24 protein-coding genes and 1 pseudogene are annotated in these 21655 nt (G+C 65.5%); 12 read left to right on the forward strand and 13 right to left on the reverse strand.

Annotated elements, in window-relative coordinates:
* Positions 1 to 60 precede the first annotated feature (60 nt).
* Positions 61 to 852: a type I methionyl aminopeptidase gene (gene map, locus FDW84_RS15030; protein ID WP_138610317.1), complete on the reverse strand. Its 792-nt coding sequence runs from the start codon at positions 850 to 852 to the stop codon at positions 61 to 63.
* A gap of 67 nt (positions 853 to 919) precedes the next feature.
* Here map and FDW84_RS15035 point away from each other — a divergent pair, with 67 nt between their 5' ends.
* The gene (locus FDW84_RS15035; protein ID WP_138610318.1) at positions 920 to 1222 is read left to right on the forward strand and encodes a helix-turn-helix domain-containing protein; all 303 of its coding nucleotides are present in this window, start codon (positions 920 to 922) and stop codon (positions 1220 to 1222) included.
* A gap of 20 nt (positions 1223 to 1242) precedes the next feature.
* On the opposite strand, the gene FDW84_RS15040 is transcribed toward FDW84_RS15035, so the two are convergent.
* Positions 1243 to 2013, reverse strand: coding sequence for a hypothetical protein (locus FDW84_RS15040; RefSeq protein ID WP_138610319.1), 771 nt, complete (start codon positions 2011 to 2013; stop codon positions 1243 to 1245).
* Between the two features lie 152 nt (positions 2014 to 2165).
* Between FDW84_RS15040 and FDW84_RS15045 the strand changes: the two are divergent.
* A pseudogene (locus FDW84_RS15045) lies at positions 2166 to 2857 on the forward strand (DNA alkylation repair protein).
* On the opposite strand, the gene FDW84_RS15050 reads toward FDW84_RS15045, so the two are convergent.
* The 4 genes from FDW84_RS15050 to FDW84_RS15060 form a co-directional block, all read right to left on the reverse strand.
* Positions 2854 to 2946: an AraC family transcriptional regulator gene (locus FDW84_RS15050; protein WP_240721539.1), complete on the reverse strand. Its 93-nt coding sequence runs from the start codon at positions 2944 to 2946 to the stop codon at positions 2854 to 2856. The pseudogene FDW84_RS15045 and the gene FDW84_RS15050 overlap by 4 nt on opposite strands.
* Positions 2947 to 2974: 28 nt before the next feature.
* Positions 2975 to 3106 carry a hypothetical protein gene (locus FDW84_RS19915; protein ID WP_256371733.1) on the reverse strand — a complete coding sequence of 44 codons (132 nt, stop codon included), beginning with the start codon at positions 3104 to 3106 and terminating at the stop codon, positions 2975 to 2977.
* Positions 3107 to 3296: 190 nt separating this feature from the next.
* Complete coding sequence (locus FDW84_RS15055) at positions 3297 to 3512, reverse strand: hypothetical protein (protein WP_138610320.1); 216 nt, start codon at positions 3510 to 3512, stop codon at positions 3297 to 3299.
* A 73-nt stretch (positions 3513 to 3585) separates the two neighbouring features.
* Positions 3586 to 4005: a YkvA family protein gene (locus FDW84_RS15060; RefSeq protein WP_138610321.1), complete on the reverse strand. Its 420-nt coding sequence runs from the start codon at positions 4003 to 4005 to the stop codon at positions 3586 to 3588.
* Positions 4006 to 4312: 307 nt separating this feature from the next.
* On the opposite strand from FDW84_RS15060, the gene FDW84_RS15065 reads away from it, so the two are divergent.
* Positions 4313 to 5512: a rhamnogalacturonan acetylesterase gene (locus FDW84_RS15065; protein WP_205754751.1), complete on the forward strand. Its 1200-nt coding sequence runs from the start codon at positions 4313 to 4315 to the stop codon at positions 5510 to 5512.
* A gap of 103 nt (positions 5513 to 5615) precedes the next feature.
* Here the strand turns inward: FDW84_RS15065 and FDW84_RS15070 are convergent, their stop codons facing one another.
* Positions 5616 to 6077: a pyridoxamine 5'-phosphate oxidase family protein gene (locus FDW84_RS15070; RefSeq protein WP_138610323.1), complete on the reverse strand. Its 462-nt coding sequence runs from the start codon at positions 6075 to 6077 to the stop codon at positions 5616 to 5618.
* A gap of 154 nt (positions 6078 to 6231) precedes the next feature.
* Between FDW84_RS15070 and FDW84_RS15075 the strand changes: the two genes are divergently transcribed.
* On the forward strand, positions 6232 to 6741 hold the full coding sequence (locus FDW84_RS15075; protein WP_371419176.1) for a sensor histidine kinase: 510 nt from the start codon (positions 6232 to 6234) through the stop codon (positions 6739 to 6741).
* 134 nt (positions 6742 to 6875) lie between these two features.
* On the opposite strand, the gene FDW84_RS15080 is transcribed toward FDW84_RS15075, so the two are convergent.
* A complete protein-coding gene (locus tag FDW84_RS15080) occupies positions 6876 to 7487 on the reverse strand; it encodes an NADPH-dependent FMN reductase (protein ID WP_138610325.1) in 612 nt (203 codons plus the stop codon).
* Positions 7488 to 7705: 218 nt separating this feature from the next.
* Between FDW84_RS15080 and FDW84_RS19370 the strand changes: the two genes are divergently transcribed.
* The 3 genes from FDW84_RS19370 (at position 7706) to FDW84_RS15090 (ending at position 11807) form a co-directional block, all read left to right on the forward strand.
* A complete protein-coding gene (locus tag FDW84_RS19370) occupies positions 7706 to 7855 on the forward strand; it encodes a hypothetical protein (RefSeq protein WP_171046798.1) in 150 nt (49 codons plus the stop codon).
* A 196-nt stretch (positions 7856 to 8051) separates the two neighbouring features.
* A complete protein-coding gene (locus tag FDW84_RS15085; RefSeq protein ID WP_138610326.1) occupies positions 8052 to 10694 on the forward strand; it encodes an exo-rhamnogalacturonan lyase family protein in 2643 nt (880 codons plus the stop codon).
* 150 nt (positions 10695 to 10844) lie between these two features.
* On the forward strand, positions 10845 to 11807 hold the full coding sequence (locus FDW84_RS15090) for an SRPBCC family protein (protein ID WP_138610327.1): 963 nt from the start codon (positions 10845 to 10847) through the stop codon (positions 11805 to 11807).
* A 121-nt stretch (positions 11808 to 11928) separates the two neighbouring features.
* Here FDW84_RS15090 and FDW84_RS15095 read toward each other — a convergent pair whose 3' ends face one another.
* Together FDW84_RS15095 and FDW84_RS15100 are read right to left on the reverse strand one after the other, a co-directional pair.
* Positions 11929 to 13941: a rhamnogalacturonan lyase gene (locus FDW84_RS15095; protein WP_138610328.1), complete on the reverse strand. Its 2013-nt coding sequence runs from the start codon at positions 13939 to 13941 to the stop codon at positions 11929 to 11931.
* Positions 13942 to 14150: 209 nt separating this feature from the next.
* On the reverse strand, positions 14151 to 14654 hold the full coding sequence (locus tag FDW84_RS15100; RefSeq protein WP_138610329.1) for an Lrp/AsnC family transcriptional regulator: 504 nt from the start codon (positions 14652 to 14654) through the stop codon (positions 14151 to 14153).
* Positions 14655 to 14745: 91 nt separating this feature from the next.
* Here FDW84_RS15100 and hisC point away from each other — a divergent pair, with 91 nt between their 5' ends.
* The 3 genes from hisC (at position 14746) to FDW84_RS15115 (ending at position 17001) form a co-directional block, all read left to right on the forward strand.
* Positions 14746 to 15840, forward strand: coding sequence for a histidinol-phosphate transaminase (gene hisC / locus FDW84_RS15105; protein ID WP_138610330.1), 1095 nt, complete (start codon positions 14746 to 14748; stop codon positions 15838 to 15840).
* 11 nt (positions 15841 to 15851) lie between these two features.
* A complete protein-coding gene (locus tag FDW84_RS15110) occupies positions 15852 to 16526 on the forward strand; it encodes a YitT family protein (protein WP_138610341.1) in 675 nt (224 codons plus the stop codon).
* Between the two features lie 136 nt (positions 16527 to 16662).
* A complete protein-coding gene (locus FDW84_RS15115; RefSeq protein ID WP_138610331.1) occupies positions 16663 to 17001 on the forward strand; it encodes a hypothetical protein in 339 nt (112 codons plus the stop codon).
* 32 nt (positions 17002 to 17033) lie between these two features.
* Here the strand turns inward: FDW84_RS15115 and FDW84_RS15120 are convergent, their stop codons facing one another.
* Positions 17034 to 17969, reverse strand: a complete 936-nt coding sequence (locus FDW84_RS15120; RefSeq protein ID WP_138610332.1) for a threonine/serine dehydratase — start codon at positions 17967 to 17969, stop codon at positions 17034 to 17036.
* 7 nt (positions 17970 to 17976) lie between these two features.
* On the reverse strand, positions 17977 to 18237 hold the full coding sequence (locus FDW84_RS15125; RefSeq protein ID WP_138610333.1) for a hypothetical protein: 261 nt from the start codon (positions 18235 to 18237) through the stop codon (positions 17977 to 17979).
* A gap of 216 nt (positions 18238 to 18453) precedes the next feature.
* Between FDW84_RS15125 and FDW84_RS15130 the strand changes: the two genes are divergently transcribed.
* The gene (locus FDW84_RS15130) at positions 18454 to 19035 is read left to right on the forward strand and encodes a nucleoside/nucleotide kinase family protein (RefSeq protein ID WP_138610334.1); all 582 of its coding nucleotides are present in this window, start codon (positions 18454 to 18456) and stop codon (positions 19033 to 19035) included.
* A 109-nt stretch (positions 19036 to 19144) separates the two neighbouring features.
* Here FDW84_RS15130 and FDW84_RS15135 read toward each other — a convergent pair whose 3' ends face one another.
* The gene (locus tag FDW84_RS15135; RefSeq protein WP_240721535.1) at positions 19145 to 20002 is read right to left on the reverse strand and encodes a hypothetical protein; all 858 of its coding nucleotides are present in this window, start codon (positions 20000 to 20002) and stop codon (positions 19145 to 19147) included.
* Between the two features lie 218 nt (positions 20003 to 20220).
* Here FDW84_RS15135 and FDW84_RS15140 point away from each other — a divergent pair, with 218 nt between their 5' ends.
* A complete protein-coding gene (locus FDW84_RS15140; RefSeq protein WP_138610335.1) occupies positions 20221 to 21432 on the forward strand; it encodes an N-acetylglucosamine-6-phosphate deacetylase in 1212 nt (403 codons plus the stop codon).
* Positions 21433 to 21655: the final 223 nt, after the last annotated feature.

A 21655-nucleotide genomic window follows, 5' to 3' on the forward strand; every position in this document is an offset into this window, starting at 1 on the left:
GCACGCCGGAGCACGGGGGCGATCAAGCCGACGTCGGCCCACTAGCGACAAGCCACCGCCTCACGCAGATATTCCACCGCCCGCCGTTGGGAGCGTGAGGATTTCCGCACCGGAGTTGGTGATGGCGATGGTGTGCTCGCTGTGCGCGGTCCGGCACCCTGTTGCGCTTTTGAGCGTCCACCCGTCCGTGTCCGTGACGAGCTCAGCGGTGTCCGCCATGATCCACGGCTCCAGTGCCAGCAGGAGCCCCGGGCGCAGCTTGAAACCGTGGCCGGGCCTGCCCGCATTGGGGACGTGCGGGTCCTGGTGCATGGTGGAACCGATGCCGTGGCCGCCGAACTGCGTGTTGATCGGATACCCGGCCTTGCCCAGGACTGTGCCGATGGCATGGGAAATGTCACCGATGCGGGCGCCGGGGCGGGCCGCTGCTATCCCGGCAGACAGCGCCCGCTCGGTCGCATCGATCATCGCGGCGCTTTCCGGGTCTTGGGAAGAGCCAACAATGAAGCTGATTGCGGAGTCCGCAGCTATCCCGTTCTTCGCGACCGCGAGGTCCAGGGTCAGCAGGTCACCGTCGGCAAGGGTGTAGTCGTGCGGCCTGCCGTGGAGCACGGCATCGTTGACGCCGGTACAGATGTAATGCCCGAACGGCCCCCGCCCGAAGGACGGCGCGTAGTCCACATAACAGGACTGCGCTGCGGCCCCATTGATCATGGACTTGGTCCACTGGTCAATCTCCAGGAGGTTAGTGCCAACGGTGCTGCGGCTCTTCATTGCCTGCAGGATGCCAGCCACCAGGGCACCGGCCTCCCTCGCGCGGGCAAGCTCGGTGGGATTCAGGATCTCGATCATGCGGCGCCTCCCATTGCGCAACCAATAACTATCCCGGCCATATTATCCCGGTATTAGTATTGGAGCCATGGTCAGAATGCCGCTTACGGCCGGGGAAGTGGAGCGCGGGCAGCGCCTCGGAGCCCTACTGCGCCGTGCCAGGGGCGAGCGTCCCATGCTCGAAACCGCGCTTGAGGCACGAGTTTCCCCGGAGACTCTCCGGAAAATCGAATCAGGGCGCGTCGCCACCCCCGCATTTCCCACCATCGCCGCTATCGCCGACGTCCTGGGACTTTCACTCGACGATGTTTGGGCCGAGATCAACCGGACCGAAAGCAGCGGCAAACCCTCCGGCGCAAGCCACGGTGCAGGTGCGCGCCTGGCCTCCTAGGGTTCCAGCCGGGGACGGCGCTACCCCGCCGGCCGCAGCGAGGTGATCATCCGCTTGATGTCCTGGTACTCGGGAGTCTGCGCATACAGTTTCGCCTTGTCCAGGTAGGGCAAGGAAGGATCACCCGGCGTGAGGTTGAGCTCCGGGTTGTAGAACGCCCCGAACGTGGCGGCGTTGGGCGGCCACGTGAAGAAGTGGAAGATGTAGCAGGCCGAATCGCCCTCGGGCAGGGGTGCGGACGTGATGCCGTAGGCCGCTGCCGGGGTGTCCGGCGGGCCTGGCGTGCCGGCGTCGCCGCGGGTTTCGAACGTGTACCGTGGCACGGTGCCGGATTGCGCCAGCTGCAGCATTTCCTGGGATTCCAGCACGGAGTAGGGGTACCTTTCGGTGCAGGTGGAGCCGGTGGCCATGTTGGTGCGGAGCGTCGCCAGCAGCCTGCCGTCCTCGCTGGTCACCTCAGCGAAAGCGCCGCCGCCCTCGGCCAGCTCCCCCGCCGGGTCCTTGATGTTCCAGCCGGCGGGCAGGTCGAAGGAGAGGTCACCCGCCGCAGTGGTGTAGGTGGTCCAGGCGTCCGACGGCGGCGTGCTGGTTGCCGTGCCGCCTGTGGCACTTGGCGACGCGGCCGCCGTCGTGGTTTCCATTGCTGTTGGCGCTGGGGAGACCGCCGCCGAGGGGGAGGCGCTCGACGGCGTCGGCTGCGGCTGAGTGGCCGGTCCGCCGCAGGCGGTGAGCAGCGAAAGGGAAAGAAGTACTGCCGGGGTTATAGCGCCGGGCCATGCTGACCGCCGCATCTCCGCCTCCTTGTCAGCGTTCTGATTCCTTAAATTGTGCTGCCGCGCACCGCCCCGGGAACTGGTAATCAACCGATTGGAGCCAAACCGTTGCACCTCATAACGGAACTTCCGTCATAGGTTGAGGTGCGGACGATGGAGAGGAAACTGCGGTGGCCGGGACGACGTCGACAGGGACGAGCGTGGAAGAGCTGCTGGCTGAGCTGGCCGGGCTCGAAGACCCTCGGGCGCGGGAGGTAAACGAGCGGCACGGCGACGACCCCGGCGTGAACCTCGCGAAGCTGCGCGCCATCTCCAAGCGGCTTAAGACGCAGCATGAACTCGCGCTCGGACTGTGGTCAACGGGCGATACCGCGGCCCGGTCGCTCGCTCTGCTGGTCTGCCGGCCCAAGGCACTGGGGCGGGCCGAGCTGGACGAGATGCTGCGGGAGTCGCGGGCGCCCAAGGTCCAGGACTGGCTGGTGAACTACGTGGTGAAGAAGAGCCCGTATGCCGAAGAGTTGCGGGTGGCCTGGCTGGTTGATCCGGATCCGGTGGTGGCGAGCGCCGGATGGGCGCTGACCAGCGAGCACGTGGTCAAGGCGCCGGAGGGCCTGGACCTCAACGGTCTGCTGGAAGTCATCGAGGCGGAGATGAAGCACGCCCCGGAGCGACTGCAGTGGGCCATGAACAGCTGCCTGGCCCAGATCGGCATCGGGCATGCCGGCCTGCGAAGCCGAGCGCTGGAGATCGGCGAGCGCCTGCAGGTTCTCAAGGACTATCCCACGCCCCCGGGCTGCACGTTCCCGTTCGCCCTATTTGGATCAACGAGATGGTGCGCCGGCAGGACGGCAAGGACTCCTAGCCCTTCCGTTCCGCCCGGTAAGCGCTGGGGCTCATCCCATGCATCCGACGGAACTGCCGGGAGAAGTAGAACTGGTCCTGCAGCCCCACCTCACGGCCAACATCGGCGGTGGCAAGGTCAGTGGCCGGAGGCGCCGTAGGAATGCGCCTCGCCGGTTCCCCCTGGAAGCACGACGGCGGTGGCCTTGCCGACGTCGAACCTGGAACCGGGACCATCCTCTACAGGCGCAGGAACCACACTGGCGGTCAATGGCCGGGTTTGGGGGCGGAACCCCCGCGCGAGTCAGGCTCAAGCGCGGGGGGCCCTGTGCTTCCGTGTTGGGGAAATAACGTGGAAACAGGAAGAAACTTACCGGCCAGTAGGCTGGCAAATCCCCGAAATATAGCCCCTTTGGTTAATCTTGACTAAACCTTGAGCGCAGGGCATGCTGCCCGGCGCGTCAGCTCCTCGGGTCCTCCGTGGCGTCCGGATCCTCCTCGGGCTCGAACGTGTTGGGCTCCGCGTCCGCAGCGATGCCGATGCCGTCGCCGCCCGCGGGGATTCCGCCGTCGTCCTTCCGCATGGCGCCTTCCGCACCTCCGGGGCGCTCGTCCCCAGGGCGCTCGTCCCCAGGGCGCTCGTCCTCAGGCAGGGAATCGGGTGAATTGATAGTCATCGCTCCTCCTTCAATGGCCGGGCCTCTACGCTAACAGCCATTGAGTCCAAAGGCGTCGAAGAAGGGAAAGTTTTTATGGCCGACGGCGGATGGGGGCTGCCGCACGGAGGATGACGCCCAGTGCTGCGGGGCTTCCGTGCCAATGGCGCTCCAGCGCCCCAGGTCCGGCCCGAACAAGGACTGAGCGCAGCACCAGCGCCACGATAACGGCGTCGTCCGCGTAGCCGATTACCGGAATGAAATCCGGCACCAGGTCGATGGGCAGCAGGAGGTAGGCAAGCAGCAGTACCAGCCGCACGCGGATCCCGACGGCGACAGTCCGGTCAGCAGCCAGCCCTCGGATCAGACGGAGCAGGTCCGGCAGCATCCGCAGCGCATCCTTCATGGTGACGGTCTCCGGGTGGCGGCGCGCATAGACCCACAGCAGGACGAGCAATACGGCGTACGCCAGCAGCAGGCCCGCCACTATTCCGACGACGGTTTCCCAGGACATCAGGAACCTCTCCACAGTGCGGCCGAGTGTCCGGCCGCTGCCATGATGCTACGGCAGGGTACCGCCATTCAGCCCTGCCAGGCATCCGAAACGTCTCCTCCGGGGCGGTCACATTGCTGAACAAGTTGGAACAAAAACCTAACAAAGGGTCTTGACCCTGCATGTAACAGCCTGTTACAAATGCAGTAACGCAGATCTCATTCGAGAGCCACGCGAACAACCCATTCCGGCAGGTGACATTACTTCTTGCATCTTTTGAATCGATACAAGAACAGAGCCTGCTGACTCATCATCAAAGGAGATGAACGTGACTGAAAGTTCCAACGCCGGAGCCGGCAGGAGCCGCTCCCGGAAGCCTTTGGCCTCCTGCCTGGCCGCCGCTGCCGTAATTGGCGGCACAGGGTTTGGCTTTTCGGCCCCGGCAGCTCACGCCGAGCCCAGCAACTACAGGTTCGACTTCGGCGGCGGCCCGGTGGAGGACGGCTATATCGGTGTCAGCGCATCCGATGCCTACAGCCCTGGTCTCCGCTATGGGTTCAACACCCCGGAACACATGGTGAACGTTGCCGCCAAGGGGACCGGTGCCGGCAGCGACGCCGTGCGCTTCCTGCAGTTCGGCACCAAGAGTTCCAACACCTTCAACGTGGACCTGAAGGAAGGTTTGTATAAGGTGACTGCCACACTCGGCGACACCTCCCGGGCCAGCCTCGCAGCCGAAGGGGTTTTCCAGGAAATGAACCTCACCGGCAACGGCGCCACCGCGTCCTTCGAGATTCCGGTGACAGACGGCCAGCTCAACTTCCTGGTTACGGAAGGCAAGGCGGGCACCGCCTTCACCCTGAGCTCACTGGAAATCGAGAAGGTGTCACGGCACCCGGAGATGGACCCCACCATCTGGGTGGGCGGTGACTCTACGGTGGCCAGCTACTACCCCTTGGAAACAAGCGTGCAGGGCGGCTGGGGCCAGATGCTGCCCCAGTTCGTTGACCCGGAAGAGTTCGATGTCCGGAACTTGGCAACCGGCGGCCAGATAGCCCGCGGTTTCCGCAATGACGGCCAGCTCGAGGCGATCCTGCAGTACATCAAGCCGGGCGACCTGTTCCTGCTGGAAATGGGCATCAACGATACAGCCGCCAAGAACGCCACCACGGAGGCGGAGTTCAAGGAGATCATGCGGGACATGGTCCGCCAGGTCGCGGCCACCGGCGCCACTCCCGTCCTTGTCACACCGCAGGGACGTGCCACGGATTTCGTGGACGGCGTCCACACCTCGGTGAACCGCTGGTACCGGAACTCCACGGTTGCCCTGGCGCAGGAGGAGAACGTGCCGCTGGTGGACTTGAACGTCCTGGCCTCCGCCTACTTCACCGAGATTGGCCCGGAGGCGACTTTGCGGCTGTTCATGACGGGCGACACGCTGCACCCCAACCGTGCGGGCGCCACCGAACTCGCCCGCTTGGTGATGGAGGACCTTGCCCGCCAGGGCCTTTACACCCAGGACCTCTGACTCGGGCCTCCAGGCGGGACAGTACGACGGCGGGGTGCGGCAGAGTGCCGCACCCCGCCGTCGTACTGTCCCCGGACGCTTCGGAAGCTCCGGCGACCTGGGGCTAAATCCAGTCGGACGAAAAATCCGGCGGCCACCAGCGGGTCCGTGTATGGACGTTGAACCTTCGTCCGGTGACCTCCGTGGGAACTATCCTGACCAGGTGTTCCTTGAGTCCCTGTTCCCAGGGTTCACGATCCGGATCGGCAAGATCCAGCGGCATATCGCCGTCCTGCACCGGCGTGGGTGTCCCTTTCACCACAACACTCCAGACCTCGGTGCCGTAGACATTGAGCGCGTCGGTCTCCAAAGCCACCGGGTTTCCGGTCAGCAGGGACCGGAGCTTGGTTCCCGGGGCCGTCCGGAAGAAAATCGCCCGCTCCAGCGGCACGAAGTTCACCGGAAAGATTTCAGGGGTGGACCCATCAATGACCGCGAGGCGGCCAATATAAGAGGATGCCAGGAGCTTCCAGCATTCCTCAACGGTAAGAACGTGGGTTGCGGAACCCGGCGTTGCAGTGCCCATGCCCGGAAGTCTAGGCGCACTGGGCCGGCGGGAGTAGGGCCTTCTTTCCCCTTGTTGAGCCCCTTCGCAGCTGCCCGTCCCGCCGACACAAGAATTGATGGTATCTTGCGCTAAACCTTGCTGCCCATTGACGTTGCGGGTCCACCCTGAAGTCATGCACAAACCAGCTCGTGGGGAGCAGGAAGTCATGGAATACAAGACAGTTGTGGATCAGGAAGTCACCACTGTGGGAGGCGTGCTCACGGACCAGCACCCCCTTGACTTCCACACCTTGGGGCTGGCCGGCTGCATTGACCGGCTGACGGCGCCCCTCCGCCGGCAAGGGACCGTGGTCCGCTGGGATACTCCGCACTGGGGCATCGAGATCCCGGCGGACTGCGCCTCCCTCCTTTACCAGTCGGCGCGCGAATCGCTCAGCAACGCCTACAAGTACGCCGAAGCCTCCCGCCTCACCGTGCAGCTCTGCGCCGTTCACCACGGGGTGCGGCTGGTGGTGTCCGACGACGGCAAGGGCTTTGACAGGGGGCTCGCCACGTGCGGGCGGCACCACGGCTACGGGCTGCGCCTCATGTCCGTAGCGGTCCGGGAAGCAGGCGGCTCCGTGGACATCAGCTCCACCCCCGGGAAGGGCACCAGCATCACGGTGACACTGCCACTGGATTGAGGGGCAGCAAAGGCAGCGCGACAAGAAGCCCGAACCCAAAAGCCCGGAACAACCAAAAGCCCGGATGCCCGTCTCAACGGCGCGGCGGGCATCCGTACATGCCGGCGTTACCGCGGCTACCGCTGCAAGGCGGGCTACCGCGTCAGCTTGGCCTCGTCAATCTCGAGATCGCCAATATGGCCGGGTGCGTTGGCGGCCAGGACCCGGGCAACGAACGCGGCATACTCGTCCATGTAGTGCCGCAGGAATTTGGCGGTGCCGTCATTCTTGACCTCGCCGTCCTCACCGAAAACGGCCGCGTCGTAATGGATGTAGGCCTCAGGAGCGTTCAGCTGCGGGGCGTCCAGGAAGCTCAGCACACTGCGGAAGGACGACTGCATCACTGCGGTGCCGATGCTTCCCACCGAGGCGCCGATGATGCCGGTGGGCTTGCGGGCGAAGGAGTTACTGCCCCACGGCCGGGAGCCCCAGTCGATGGCATTCTTCAGTGCGCCCGGGATGGAACGGTTGTACTCCGGCGAAACAAACAGGATGCCGTCCGAACCCTCGATGGCTTCTTTAAGCGCACGTGCTGCCGGCGGAAAATCGGCGTCATAATCGTAGCTGTACAGCGGGAGGTCCTTGATGGGAATCTCCGTGAACTCCAGGTCCTGCGGTGCGAGGTTGATCAACGCTTTCGAGAGGACCCTGTTGATGGAGCCGGTTGCCAGGCTTCCCACGAAATACCCGATCTTAAAGGGTGCCATGAGTGTTCCTTCCCAAAGGCCGGCCAGTGCCGGCTTTCCATGTTTTTTCGGAGATGGTGCCGCCGCAGTGGCAGCGGCTGGTGGTCACTGCCCCACCAGTCCAACACAGAAGATCCGGCCCGGCCAGAGCCTTCTCCCTCAGGCGCGTCCTTGACACGCCCCGTCCGCGGGGGCTGAATGATGGGTAGCGCGATTCCACCGGACACTGAGGAGCAGCCATGACCGAAAATCCAGCGAAGGACGAGCGGATCCACAACGAGGCGCCCGCCGAGGGCGACCCGGATGCGGACCCGAGGGACATAAGCGTCCACCCGCAGGACCCGGCCGAGGGCCCCGATACGGACGAAACCACGAAGTCCGGCTCATAGCAATCCACGTTCAGCACTAAGCGCCCGGCTCGCCTGGCACCCGCGCTCTCCTGGCGCCGCTGTTAACTTCACTCCATATGCCGGGCCACCCCTTGCGGTCCTGCCGCCCGCCGGTTTATTTTGAAACGAATCAGAAAGCGCTTTCCCGCGGCATGGCTACGGGTGCATGCGCCTCCATCACGGCGAATTGGATGACATGACGGATAGCACCCTCATCAGGTGGATCGACGGCGACGCACCTTTGGAGATCAGCGGCGGAACCACCTGGGGCATGCCCTTTGCCCGCGGCTCAGTGCCCGCAGCCGAAGCCCTGGCTGTAACAGACAGCCGCGGAACCACGATTCCCAGCCAAGCCTGGCCCCTTGCCACTTGGCCCGATGGTTCCCTGAAGTGGGCAGGCATCGCACTTCCGGCCACCGATTCGCCGTCGGAGACGTACCAGGTGAAGTACGACGGCGGTGCCTCGCCGCAGGAAGCCGGCGCACCGCCGTCGGGCGGCACCGCAGTCAAGGCCACCGAAAGCGCGGACGCGCTCACGGTGGACACCGGAACTCTACAGATGGTGATCAACCGCAGCGGCTCCACCCTTTTCAGCAGCCTCACTCGAAACGGCAGGGAGGTTGCACGGGACGCCCGCCTAATCAGCCTCCTCCAGGACGGCGTTCCGGAGGGTTCGGGCACAGCTGCACGGACCGCCTTCACGGGTGAGGTGACCGGCGTCGTGCTTGAACAGAACGGCCCCGTACGCGCGGTGGTGCGGCTGGAGGGACGGCACCGCCCGGACTCATCCGGCGCAGACAGTCCCTGGCTCCCGTTTGTGGTGCGGTTCTACTTCCATGCCAACGCCCGCAGCGTCCGGATGGTACACACGTTCATTTGGGACGGCGACGCTGAACGCGACTTCCTCGCCGGCCTGGGAGTCCGCTTCACCGTGCCGCTGCAGGCGGAGCTGCACAACCGGCATGTCCGCATTGCTGGGGCCGATGGCGGCTTCCTCCTGGAGGGAGTGCGCGGGCTGACCGGCCTGCGTCGCGATCCTGGCGAGGAGGTGCGCCGGGCGCAGGTGGAAGGCAGACCCACCCCTGACGTGCAGGGCTGGAACCCGGAGGTCTCCGGGCGGCTGCACCTGATCCCGGCCTGGAATGACTACACCCTGAGCCAGCTCAGCGCCGACGGCTTCGAACTGCGCAAGCGGACAGCTCCCGACCACGGCTGGGTGGGAATCTCCGGCGGAACCAGGTCGGCCGGTTTCTGCTCCTTGAGCGACACGCGTGGCGGCTTCGGCGTAGGCATTAAGGACTTCTGGCAGTCGCACCCCGGCCAGCTGGACATCCGCGGCGCCGCCACTGAGGAAGCTTCCCTTACTGCCTGGCTGTACTCCCCCGAAGCCCAGCCCATGGATCTGCGCTTTTACCACGACGGCATGGGCCAGGACACCTTCGAGGAACAGCTCGAGGGGCTCGAAATCACCTACGAGGACTACGAGCCGGGCTTCGGAAACGCCAAGGGAATTGCCCGCACACATGAGTTAACTCTCTTCGCCTACGACAGCACCCCCGCCACCGGGAGCCTGGCCGCGGACGCCGCCTCCGCCTCCGCCCCTGCCCTGCTGCAGGCAACGCCCGGGTACTTGCACTCCGCGGGAGTCTTCGGCGACTGGGCTCCGGTGGACCGCAGCACCCCCGCCCGGGCAGAACTCGAAGAACACCTGGACTTCCTCTTCGACTTCTATGCCGGCCAGGTGGAGCAGCGCCGCTGGTACGGCTTTTGGAATTACGGCGACGTGATGCACACCTACGACCACGACCGGCACGTGTGGCGTTACGACGTGGGCGGCTACGCCTGGGACAACTCCGAGCTCTCCCCCGACCTCTGGCTCTGGTACTCGTACCTGCGCACGGGCCGGGCGGACATCTTCCGGTTCGCGGAGGCCATGACCCGGCACACGGGCGAAGTGGACGTGTACCACCTGGGGCCGTGGAAGGGCCTGGGCACGCGCCACAACGTCCAGCACTGGGGTTGCAGCGCCAAGCAGTTGCGGATCAGCAACCCCGCCTACCGCCGCTTCTACTACTACCTCACCGCCGACGAGCGCACCGGGGACCTGCTCACGGAACTGGTGGACAGCGACCAGAACTTCCTGGGCCTCGATCCAGTCCGCAAGGTCCGGCCCGATGCCGACACCTACCGGCCGGACCGGGGCGCCCTGGGCGTGGGGCTGGGAACCGACTGGGGCTCGCTGGCCGCCACCTGGCTCACCGACTGGGAGCGCACCGGCAACCCGCGCTCACGTGACCGGCTCCTGGGCACCATGGCCGACATTGGCGCCCTCAAGTACGGCTTCCTGACCGGCGAGGCCCTGTACGACCTGGACAAGGGGCGGTTCGACACCGGCCGGGAGCTGATCCGTGTTTCCCACCTCAGCGCCGTGTTCGGGCTGGTGGAAATCTGCAGTGAACTGGTGGACCTGGTGGACGATTCCGGCTTCGAGCGCGCCTGGCTGCAGTACTGCCGCCTGTTCCTGGCTACCAAGCAGGAGCAGGTGGAAGCCGTGGGCCAGCCGCTCGAAGGGATCTACCTGACCCAGGCGCACAGCAGGCTGACCGCGTATGCCGCCGCCAAGCTCAATGATCCGGAACTTGCCGCCCGCGCCTGGGCAAGCTTTAGGGAGGGCGGGGAGCACCTGAACCATGAGTCCGCCTTCACGCTGCGGAAGGTCCTGCCGCCGCACGTCCTGCTGCCCGTGGACGAGGCGCCCACGGTGTCCACGAATGACACCGCACAGTTCGGCCTCGCCGTGATCCAGAACCTGGCGCTGATCGGCGACCACCTGCGCTGACTCTTCCCTGGGAGAACGCGCGACGACAGATAGCGCTACCTGGTTGGAATTTAGACAGGCTCTGGAAACCACGCCGCCCAAAAGGTATGTTGGTAAGCATGCTGATGATTTTTACTTCATCAGTTCCGGTTACACAGCAAAGGAGACGTTATGAGCACGAAGGTGGAAAAACGCATTCTGGTGAACGTACCGGTGAGCACGGCCTACAACCAGTGGACCCAGTTCGAAGACTTCCCGCACTTCATGGGCGGGGTCAAGAAAGTCACCCAGCTCAGTGACGACAGGTTGGAATGGGTAGCCGAAATCGGCGGCATTCGCCGTCAGTGGGAAGCCAAGATTCTTGAGCAGGTTCCGGACCGCAGGGTTGCCTGGGCCGCCACGGAAGGCGCCACGAACGCTGGTGCCATCGAGTTCGAGGACATCGGGGGCGGCCAGACTTCCCTGCAGCTGACGCTCGAATACGAGCCCGAAGGCCTGATCGAAAAGGTCGGCGACAAGCTGAACGTGGTTGAACGCCAGGCCGAAGCGGACCTGCAGCGGTTCAAGGAGTTCATTGAGGACGAGGGCTACGCGAGCGGCGCATGGCGCGGCACGGTCAACCCCGGCGCCGCCGTGGGCACACCCGGCGTTGAAGACGCAGGCGCCTCCCGGGGCGACTCCGGCAAGGCAGGAATTTCCGGGAAGGTGGCCGCCGGACTCGGCGTTGCCGCGGCGGCAGGCGCAGCAGCAGCTATGGCAGCCGGCGGCAACAAGGACACCACCACCGCAGCAGCAGACGAAACCGTCACCCCAACCGCTACCGGCGAGGCGGCCACCGTTACGCCGCTCACAACCGACACGACTACGGAAACCGGCACAACAGGAGCCGCCACCACCGGGACCGCAGCAGCCGGTACGGCGGCGGCAGCCGGCTCCACCGGTTCGGTCGCCGATCTGGGCGGCGATGACCGTATTGGCCACCCCTTCGACCAGACGAACGGCCTGGTGGATGCCACCGGTGAGTCGGACGAGACGCTTGAAGGTGAAAACCTGAGCGCGGCCGAGCGCCTGCGGGACGACCGCCGGCCCGACGGCGGCCTGCCGCCGGTGGGCGGCAACCTCGGCCAGCACTGACATCCCCGCAGCATAACGAAAGCGCCGTCCGCCTCTCCCCCGAGGCGGACGGCGCTTCGCCGTGTACTGCTTACTTCTCGATACCTTGTTACTTGCGGTGCCTGTTACTTGTTGGCGCCTGTTACTTGCCAGTCCCTGCGTAGACCACAGACGGCGCAGCCGGCGTTTCCATGCCCTCACCGATGAAGAAGCTCGGGTGCGGTGGCTGGTTGTAAGATACGCTCTCGCGCGCCACGCCGGTCCGGTACATGGGATCGTGCATCAGGGTGCGGAGCCGGACCTCGGTGGGCGAGGTGCTGGTGTAAATCCGCAGTTCCGTGCTGTCCGACGACGGGAAGGCCAGTTCCTCGCGCCAGTCGCCCAGCAGGTCGGCCTGGACAGCCGGGTTGCCCTTGGTGTGGTTGTTGGTGCGTGCACCGGTGGCGGTCAGGAGCCTGTCGCTGGTGTTGGTTTCCCAGTTCCACTTGGAGACGGTGGGCACGCCTACGCCGGCGGCGGCGTCGAAGTCGTGGTCCACGATTTCGCGGAGCAGGTCGCCGTCCCACCAAGCCAGGAAGTTGGCGGCAGGGATCTTTTCCGCGATCCGCGCACCCTTGGCTGACATCAGGTAGCCGACCGGGGAGTTCCAGGCAGCGTCGCCGCCCACAGCCCAGCCCTCGGCACCGGCATAGCGGGGATCGATGTCCCCCGCTGCACCGCGGCCGGTGTCCCGGGCGGCCGGGATGCTCCAGAGCACCTCGCCGGTTGCGGAGTCGCGGAAGGTGGCGCCGCGGTTGCCGCTCTGGCTCATGCTCTCGTGCACCGCGAACGTCTCCAGTCCGGGCCGGGAGGGATCAAAGTCACTGGTGTGGATGGCGTCGCCGTGGCCCAGCTTCGTGTTGTACAGCGGCTTGCCGTCGTCGTCGATGGTCATGGAGCCGAAGACGAACTCGTCCTTGCCGTCCTGGTCAACGTCAGCCACGGAGAGGTTGTGGTTGCCCTGGCCCTTGTATTCGGCACCCGAGACGTCCGAGTCGAAGGTCCACCGCTTCACCAGCTTGCCGTCCACCAGGTCGTAGGTGACCATGACCGTGCGGGTGTAGTAGCCGCGGCTGAACATCATGGAGGGCTTTTCACCGTCGAGGTACGCGACGCCGGCAAGGAAGCGGTCCACCCGGTTTCCGTAGCCGTCGCCCCAGGCGGACACGTTGCCGCGCGGCGGGTCATAGGCCACCGTGTCCATGGCAGCACCTGTGGCTCCGTTGAACACCGTGAGGAATTCCGGGCCCGAGACTATGTAGCCGCCACTGTTCCGGTAGTCCGCCGCGGGGTCGCCGATCACGGTTCCCGCCCCGTCCCGGGTGCCGTCGGCCGTCTTCATGGACACTTCGGCCTTGCCGTCGCCGTCGAAGTCGTAGGCCAGGACCTGCGTGTAGTGCGCGCCGGCGCGGATGTTGCGGCCGAGGTCGATGCGCCAGAGCTTGGTGCCATCCAGCTTGTAGGCATCCACGTATACGTTGCCGGTGAACCCGGACCTGGAGTTGTCCTGCGCGTTGGAGGGGTTCCAGAGCTGGATGACTTCATAGCTGCCGTCGCCGTCCAGGTCGGCGACGGTGGCGTCGTTGGCCGAGTACGTGTACGGCTTCCCGTCCTTGCTGACGCCGTCCGCCGGCTTGTCCAGCTTGATGGACAGGTAGTTCTGGGCCAGCGGCGTGAACTCCGCGCTGAGCTTGTCCTGGCCATTACCGTTGCCCACCGTCTTGATGACGTACTTGGAGTCCGCGGTGCCGTCCGCGTCGATGTAGGTGGTGGTGTTGCGGATGGGCTCTTCGGTGATCTGGACGCCGTCGCGGATGACATGGAAGCCAATACTGTTCTGGTCCAGGCCCAGCATGCGCCAGCTCAGTGCGGCGCCCTGGTCCGTCAGCACGGCAACAGGAGCGCGGTCCAGGTTCTCAACCTGGCGCTTGAGCTCTGCCTTCCCGGACTGGCCGGGCGCCGTGCTGGGGTTTGCCTGGTTTGGGTTTGCCTGGGCCAGCGGCACACCCGTAAAGGCCAGCGCTGCCGCCGTCAACGATGCCGCCGCCGCCACCGGGGCAGCTTTCCAGGCCCGGCCGGCGCGGGACGAAAGGGAACATTTTGAGGGATAGGGCAAGGGAACATCTCCTTTGATGCGGCGGCAGCTGAATCTGCCGCACGACAGGTTGTAACGTTTCACTCAAGCCGCGAGAGCAAACCTTTAGGTTGGGTTGGTTAGTGTCGGAAGCAGGAGGAAAGCGTTTTCTGCCCTTAAGGTGTATCAGCGCATGACAAGGGCAGTCAAGGGGTTAACGGTGCTATATGGGTGAAATTGTTCCGATGCGTTCACTTCTCCACCGTTCCCCGTGATGCCCGTCCCGCCACGGCCTGCAGCAGCGGCAGGGTCCGGGCGGGCATTACTTCCACCAGGGACATGGCGGTACTGGTGCGCACGACGCCGGCCACCGCCAGCATGCTGTTCGTGACCCTATGCAGGTCGGCCGGGTCCCTCGCGGCAACTTTCGCGAGCAGGTCGGCGTCGCCCGTAGTGGCGTGCATCTCAATGATCTCCGGAATGGTGCGCAGTGCCTGCATCGCTTCGTCGCTGGCGGACTGGCTGATGGAAATCGAGATGAAGGCAATGAGCGGCAGGCCCAGCGCTTCGGTGCGGACCCGTTGGCTGAAGGGGGCAAGGCTGCCGTCATTGACCAGGCGGCGGAGCCGGGCGTGAACCGTGTTGCGGGCCACGCCAAGCGCCCGCGACAGGGAGAGGACGGTGGCCTGCGGGTCTTGGTCCAGTGTGAGGAGGATCTCGGCATCGAGGGAATCGATGAGGTGCATATTGAGCATTTTGCCACCCTCTTCGCATTTTCGGCCCGGATCTGTCCTGCTGAAACACGTCGTGTTGCGCATCCGCACTGGAATCGCGCACGATGCTTCCATGACCAGCACCCTGCCCGAAACGTCGGCACCCCAGCTTCGCGCCGCCGTCGCAAAACTTCCCGCATACGTTGCCGGCAAGAGCGCCGAGTCGGAACTGACCGCTGCCCTGGCCTCGAACGAGAGCCACTTCGCTCCCCTGCCTTCCGTCGTCGACCTGATCGCGGCTGAGGCCGGCCGGATCCACCGGTACCCGTCCATGGGCGCGGTGGAGGCCCGCGACGCGATTGCCCGCCACCATGACTTGTCCGCCGACGAAATCGCCGCCGGACCGGGCAGCTCCGGGGTGCTGCAGCAGATCATTTCCGCCGTCTGCGACCATGGCGACGAGGTGGTCTTCGCGTGGCGTTCGTTCGAGGCGTATCCCATCCTGGTCACGGTGGCCGGGGCAGTACCGGTTCCCGTCCCGCTGCAGAAAAATGAACACCACGACCTGGAGACCATGGCCGCGGCCATCACCGACCGGACCCGCCTGGTGCTCCTGTGCTCCCCCAACAACCCCACGGGCGTGTCCATCGAAGCCGAAGCGTTGGAGGAGTTCCTCCAATCTGTGCCGCCGCGGGTCCTGGTAGTGCTGGACGAGGCTTACATCGAGTACCAGCGAGGCCCCCGCCTGGACGCCTTGGACTTCTACCGCCGATACCCCAACCTGTGCATTTTGCGGACATTCTCCAAGGCTTACGGGCTGGCCGGCCTCCGGATGGGCTATGCCATCGCCCGGCCCGCCGTGGCCGAGGGCCTCCGCCGCACGTCCATCCCCTTTGGTGTCAACCGGATGGCCCAGGCCGCCGCGGTGGCGTCGCTTGCTGCCGAGGACGAGATCCTGGCAAGGACCGAGGCGGTTGCCGGGGAACGGACCCGGATAATTGCTGCCCTCCGCAGCTTCGGCTGGGACGTGCCGGACAGCCAGGCCAACTTCTACTGGCTCCGCTCCTCCGATGAGCTGCGCGAACAGCTGCTCACCGCCCTGTCCCACGCCGACATCCTGGCCCGTGGCTATGCCGGCGACGGCGTCCGCATCACCCTGGCGGACAGGGATACCAATGACCGCGTTCTCGCAGTGCTGTCCGCGCGCGGAAGGTTTCCGGACCAGTGAGCACTTCCACTGTGAACGCAGGCCCCGCCACGGCTGACACACCCGCACAGCAAGGCAGGACGACGGCGGCGGCACCTGCCGCGCCGCCGTCGGCCGTCCGTCATTCCCTGCTTGAGGACGTCCTGGGGATCCTCACCGGCACGTTCGCCGCGTCCCTGGGCCTGTACCTGCTCAAGTCGAGCGAGGCGGTCACCGGCGGGACGGCCGGCCTGGCGCTGCTGCTCAGTTACACGCTGCCGCTGCCGTTCGGCGTGATCTTCTTCGGCGTGAACCTGCCGTTCTTTGGCCTGGCGGTGTGGAAAAAGGGGTGGAACTTTGCCCTGCGCACCGGTGCCGCCATTTCCCTGGTTTCGGTCATGGCCAGCCTGCATCCGTGGGCTCTGGGGGCACTGGATATCCACCCCGTGTACGGCGTGCTGGGCGGAAACCTGCTGGCCGGCGTCGGCCTGCTCATCCTCTTCCGGCACAAGTCCAGCCTGGGCGGCTTCAACATCCTTGCCCTGCTGCTGCAGGAGAAACTCGGGTGGCGTGCCGGTTACGTGCAGATGGTGCTGGACGTGGCGATTGTGCTCTCGGCGCTGGCGCTTGTTCCCCCGCTGATGGTGCTGCTGTCCGCAGCCGGAGCCATCCTGCTGAATCTCATTCTGGCACTGAACCACCGTCCCGGCCGCTACCTCGGAAAGTAGCGGTGCGGGAAACGCAGCCGCCTCGGGTCCGTGAGGCGGTTTTGTCTGCCTTCCGGGCGCCCCAGATCGCCCCGCAAAGGCATCAGGGCGCCCATTCTGCTTACAATCGAAACCTCAAACACCTACTGAGGGATTCATGAAGAAATTCGCCACAGCCCTGATCGCCGCCGGAATCGTTGTCTCCGCAACGGCCTGCACCGCCACGAACCAGCTCACCACCGCGGAAACCTGCGAGCGGATCCAGTCCGTTGTGTCGAACCCGGCCAACAACGCCGGCAAGACCGGCATGAACCGCCTGGCCAACCAGATCCGCCCCATCCATGAGGTCGCCTCTGACGACCTCAAGGGTGCCCTCGAGTCGATCATTGAGTACACGGACGAACAGGCCAAGGAAACCCCGGATGAGGCCAAACTCGCCGAGCTCCAGGCAGGCTACGAGGAAGCAGGCAGCACCTACAGCAGGTTCTGCAGCTGATTTCAGTCGCAGCTTTCGCTGCGTGGGCCCGGCTACTTCAGGGTGGCCGGGTCCGTGTTCGCCCCGCACAGGATAACGGCAACCCGCTCGCCGACCCCCGGAACGTAGGCGCCGGAAGTGAGGGCGGCATAGGCGGCAGCGGCCCCATGCTCCACCACGATCCGGTAGTCATCCCACAGCTTCAGGCGGGCTTCAATAATGTCCGTGTCGGACACCAGGACGCTTTCGACGCCGGTGCGGACCGCTACGGAGAAGCCGATGTCACCGACGCGGCGGGCGCCCAGGGAGTCCGCCGCAATCCCGGAGACGGGTACGTCCACCGGCGCTCCCGCGGTCAGGGCGGCATGCAGCGTGGGAGCCGTCTCCGGCTCCACCGCCACCACCTTGGCACGACCCTTCACGGCTGCGGCGATTCCTGCCATCAGGCCGCCTCCTCCCACGGCAACCAGGACGGTGTCCAGCCCGCCCACCTGGTCCAGCAGCTCCACGCCGACGGCGCCGGCACCTGCCGCGATTTCCGGCTGGTCATAAGCGTGGCAGTAGACTGCTCCGGTTTCCTGGGCGTGGGTGATGGCCGCCTGGTACGCCTCCGCGTACTCGGCCCCGCCCTGCACCACTGTTGCCCCGATGGCCTTGAGCTTTTGAACCTTCACGGCGGGGGCGGCGGCCGGGACGAACACTGTTGCCGGCACGCCCAGCTGCGCGGCGGCGTAGGCGTTCGCCAGCCCCGCGTTGCCGCCGGAGGCCACCACGACGCCGACGTCCGGCTTCAGCTCACCGCGTTCCTTGGCGGCGAGCACCCGGTTAAGGGCGCCGCGGGCCTTGAAGGTTCCGGTGTGCTGCAGGTATTCGCATTTGAACCACACCGGGCCGGGAAAGACTTCGGGGTCGCCTTCCACGACGGGCGTCAGCCGGGTGAGGCCGGCTGTCCTGACTGCCGCCTGTTCAACCTCGGCGCGGGTAATCATAGACGCATCAGACCTCGTCGTCCCAGGTTCCCGGCTCCGACAGCGCTTCCTCGGGCTTGTGCTCACTGGGGGGTTCGCCGCTGCCGGCAAAAGAGGCCGGCACGGTGCCGGCGGCATGGGCCTGCTGTTCTTCGCGGATGTTGCCGGCGTGCGGAAGCTCGGGGTGCTGGCCTGCCTGCGGGGCCTGCTTGGCTTCCTTGGCCTCGTCCGGGTCGCCCGGGCCGCGAAGGTCTGCGGTGTTCTGCGGCTCGTCGTTGCTAGCAGTCATGGTCCTGCCTTTCGCTGGGGTACTGGCCTGTCACCGGCACGGAAACCCGCACCGCTCTCCCAGCCTACGGGGTGTACTCCTGTCACAGCGGGAACCGTGGGCGGCGGAGGTGTTTCATCTCTAAGCTGTGGAAAGTGCCCCTGAACCTGTGAATTACCACTTACCCGGGACTTCCGTAGCCCTCCCGGCGTTTAACCCTTGGCGAAAGGAGGCGGCGTGATCATTGTCTTGACCGGGATAGACGGCTCTGGGAAATCCACCGCGGCCGAAGCCCTCGTCTCGGCCGTGCGCAGGGAGGGTGGCCGTGCGGTCCTGTTGAACAACCATGCCGGCAGGCGGAGCATGTCGGTCCTTGGCGCCAGGCTGGGGATCCGGCTGCAGGACCGGCTTGCCGACGCCATCGAGACCACCTTCCGGGTGTGGAATGTGCTGACCAACCATTTGCGGGCCAGGTTCTATTGCGGATTGGTGGTGATGGACCGGCACCTGTACTGCCAGCTGGCCCTCCGTGCCACCAAAGGCCTGTCCCGCGGCTGCTTCCTTCCGTGGCTGCTGAAAGCACTGCCTGCCCCTGATGCGGTGGTGCACCTGGAGATAGATCCTGTGGAAGCACACCAGCGCATCATTGCCAGGGGTACGGACGCCGAGACACTGGAGGACCTCATTGCTTTCGACGACGGCTACCGCCAGCTGCCCGAATACGGAAGCTTCGTGAAGGTTGACGCCTCACTGCCCGCCCGGGAGCTGGCGCAAAGCCTGGCCCGGGTGCTCGATCAGGTTCCTGCCCGGAAAGGCTGAGGGGCGCCAGCCAGCCACCGAGACCCCCTGATGCCGTACCCAATTGCCGAAAGGGAAGGGCGGGCGGACACCAAGGTCCGCCCGCCCTTTCCGCAAAGGAACGCTAAGGCTAGCGTGATGCCGTCGGGGACGGCGAGGTGGTCTCGCTTTCTTCCGTCTCCGTTGCCAGCGGTGAGGCTGTATCGGTCGGCGAGGACGTGCCCGTGGAACCGGACGTGGAAGTGGACGTCGGGCTGGAAGCAGCGCTGCCGCCGTCGGCCTTCTGCAGAACCTCGTTAATCAGGTCCTCAAGTTCCTTCTGGTCGGTATCGCCAAGGTTTACGCCGCTCTTGGTGGCAACCACCAGCAGCCGGCCCTCGGCCGCGGAGACCTGCATCAGCTTCTGCTGGTTCTCGCCGCTCCGGGTGCTAAGGGTGCCGAAGGTTTCTTCCGCGTCAGTCTCTGCCTGCAGCTCCTCGCTGGTCACCTCATATGTCTGGCCCAGGGCCTGCACGGAGAAGTTGGCGCACTGGTCCATCTTGCCGCTGATGTCCGTCAGGACCTCGACGGCGTCCGGGCCCTCGCTGCCGGACTGTGCGGACAGGGTTCGCGGCTGGTCGCCTTCGGAAAGTGCGACTGCTATCTCACCGGTTTCCACCGTGTCCAACAGTCCCGCCGTAGCGATGTCCTTGCAGTCCTCAGGATCCACGGTTGCCGTGCTGAGCAGCAGGTTCGCGATGTTGCCGCCCTGGTCCACCTGCTCCTTGGAGTACAGCTTCAGCTCGTTGCCGTCCTCGTCCGTCATGCCCGAGATCAGTTCACGTAGCTCATCCTCGCTGTAAACCTTGGCTTCAGCGGTTTCCGATGCGGTTGCCGAAGCCGTTTCCGTGGCGGTGGGGCTGGCAGCCCCGCCGCCGCCACCGCCCGTGCAGCCGGCCAGGGCAATCATCGTTGCCGTCATCAATCCAAGCGCAGGTACTTTTCGCATCAGGTACGACCCCTTGTTGAAATAGGAAGCATGCTTAGTGTTCCCAGCGTAAAGGGTTCGATGCTGAGAGTGAAATAACGGAGCAGTAACTATCAGCAGGAATATGCCGCGGAAGTCCGGCCACATCATCCTGTGGAATAATCCGAATCGCAGCCAGTGCGTGGCCCGGATGGCGCTGGTACTTAACGCATGTGCTGAGACCAGGAGAGCCGTATACAGTGCGCAATGAGCTGATTCTTCGCGGCCGCCTGGTCTCCGCGACCATGGACGTTCCGGACGGCGTGTTGGCGGTCGACGCCGGACTGGTCACCTACGCCGGGCCGACGTCGGGATTTCCCGGCAAGCCTACGCCCGCCCATGGAGAGCCGCAGCGCATCCTCCTGCCGGGGCTGGTGGACCTGCACTGCCACGGCGCCCTGGGCTCGGATTTTTCGGAGGGTTCCCTCGACGGCGCCCGCTCGGCTGCCCGCCAACTGCACTCCCGTGGAACCACCACGCTGCTGGCCAGCCTGGTCACCGGGACGCCGGATGACCTGATCCGGAACCTCAAGGCGCTGCGCACCTTGACGGATGAAGGGCTGGTTGCCGGAGCGCACCTGGAAGGGCCCTTCCTTTCACCAGAGCAGTGCGGTGCCCATGACCCCGGGCTGCTCCGGGAGCCGGACGCCGCGCTGTTGGCCCGCCTGCTCGACGCCGCGGGTCCACATCTGACTTGCGTGACACTCGCGGCCGAGCTTCCCGGAGCGGTCAAGCTCATGCAGATCCTGGCGGCGCGGGGCATCATTCCATCATTGGGCCACACCGCCGCGGACGCCCGTACCGCGGCCGCATTCCTGGAGGAGGCAGCCGTGGGACTGGCCGGTCCTTCCAATTCCACGGGAAGGTTAAGGCCCACCGTCACCCACCTGTTCAATGCCATGCCCAGCCTCCACCACCGCTCCCCCGGGCCGGTCGCCGCCAGCCTCAGTGCAGCCCGTGCCGGCAACGCCGTGGTGGAGCTGATTGCCGACGGCGTCCATCTCGCACCAGAGACAGTCAAAATGGTGTTCGAGCTGGTGGGGGCGGAGAACATCGCACTCGTCACGGACTCCATGGCCGCGACCGGCCTGCAGGATGGCCAGTATCGGCTTGGCGCCCTGGCGGTCACTGTGGAGGGCGGTGTGGCCCGGGTGGAGGGCAGCGGCGCGATCGCCGGTGGAACAGCCATCCTGCTGGACGTCGTGCGTGCCACCGTGGCGGCAGGAGTCACACTGCAGGAAGCTACGACGGCGGCAAGTGCCGTCCCTGCCTCCGTCCTGGGATTGTCCGGGCAGGTGGGCGACCTCCGCGAGGGCATGCATGCCGACGTCGTGGTGGTGGACGAGGATCTTCAGCTCGCTGGAGTGCTCCGCCGGGGAGAGTGGGTCACACCTCCCGCACGGGGCGCTTAGCACCAAGGCTGGCCCCTGATGTATGCGCAGGGTAACTGGCCTTGCGTTGCCCGCCGGGTGCCCCCCCTTGGCTTTCCGGAGGCGAGCCCCACCAGGCGGCAGCCCCGGAATGTCTGACCCCCTTGGGATGATGTGGGTATGGGTAAGGCGGCAGTGGCGGGGGCGTTCGCGGCGATTGGTGCCGCCCTTGCTGTGTTGAATGCCGAGCTGGACGCTTCTGGTC

Origin of the sequence: Pseudarthrobacter sp. NamE5 (assembly GCF_005796225.1) — a bacterium.
In the GTDB taxonomy this organism is placed as follows: domain Bacteria; phylum Actinomycetota; class Actinomycetes; order Actinomycetales; family Micrococcaceae; genus Arthrobacter.

Coding starts and splice junctions, on each gene's coding strand:
- map (WP_138610317.1), bottom strand. CDS start 852: ATGATCGAGATCCTGAATCCCACCGAGCTTGCCCGCGCGAGGGAGGCC.
- FDW84_RS15035 (WP_138610318.1), top strand. CDS start 920: ATGGTCAGAATGCCGCTTACGGCCGGGGAAGTGGAGCGCGGGCAGCGC.
- FDW84_RS15040 (WP_138610319.1), bottom strand. CDS start 2,013: ATGCGGCGGTCAGCATGGCCCGGCGCTATAACCCCGGCAGTACTTCTT.
- FDW84_RS15055 (WP_138610320.1), bottom strand. CDS start 3,512: ATGACTATCAATTCACCCGATTCCCTGCCTGAGGACGAGCGCCCTGGG.
- FDW84_RS15060 (WP_138610321.1), bottom strand. CDS start 4,005: ATGTCCTGGGAAACCGTCGTCGGAATAGTGGCGGGCCTGCTGCTGGCG.
- FDW84_RS15070 (WP_138610323.1), bottom strand. CDS start 6,077: ATGGGCACTGCAACGCCGGGTTCCGCAACCCACGTTCTTACCGTTGAG.
- FDW84_RS15075 (WP_371419176.1), top strand. CDS start 6,232: ATGCACAAACCAGCTCGTGGGGAGCAGGAAGTCATGGAATACAAGACA.
- FDW84_RS15080 (WP_138610325.1), bottom strand. CDS start 7,487: ATGGCACCCTTTAAGATCGGGTATTTCGTGGGAAGCCTGGCAACCGGC.
- FDW84_RS19370 (WP_171046798.1), top strand. CDS start 7,706: ATGACCGAAAATCCAGCGAAGGACGAGCGGATCCACAACGAGGCGCCC.
- FDW84_RS15085 (WP_138610326.1), top strand. CDS start 8,052: ATGACGGATAGCACCCTCATCAGGTGGATCGACGGCGACGCACCTTTG.
- FDW84_RS15090 (WP_138610327.1), top strand. CDS start 10,845: ATGAGCACGAAGGTGGAAAAACGCATTCTGGTGAACGTACCGGTGAGC.
- FDW84_RS15100 (WP_138610329.1), bottom strand. CDS start 14,654: ATGCTCAATATGCACCTCATCGATTCCCTCGATGCCGAGATCCTCCTC.
- hisC (WP_138610330.1), top strand. CDS start 14,746: ATGACCAGCACCCTGCCCGAAACGTCGGCACCCCAGCTTCGCGCCGCC.
- FDW84_RS15115 (WP_138610331.1), top strand. CDS start 16,663: ATGAAGAAATTCGCCACAGCCCTGATCGCCGCCGGAATCGTTGTCTCC.
- FDW84_RS15120 (WP_138610332.1), bottom strand. CDS start 17,969: ATGATTACCCGCGCCGAGGTTGAACAGGCGGCAGTCAGGACAGCCGGC.
- FDW84_RS15125 (WP_138610333.1), bottom strand. CDS start 18,237: ATGACTGCTAGCAACGACGAGCCGCAGAACACCGCAGACCTTCGCGGC.
- FDW84_RS15135 (WP_240721535.1), bottom strand. CDS start 20,002: ATGCGAAAAGTACCTGCGCTTGGATTGATGACGGCAACGATGATTGCC.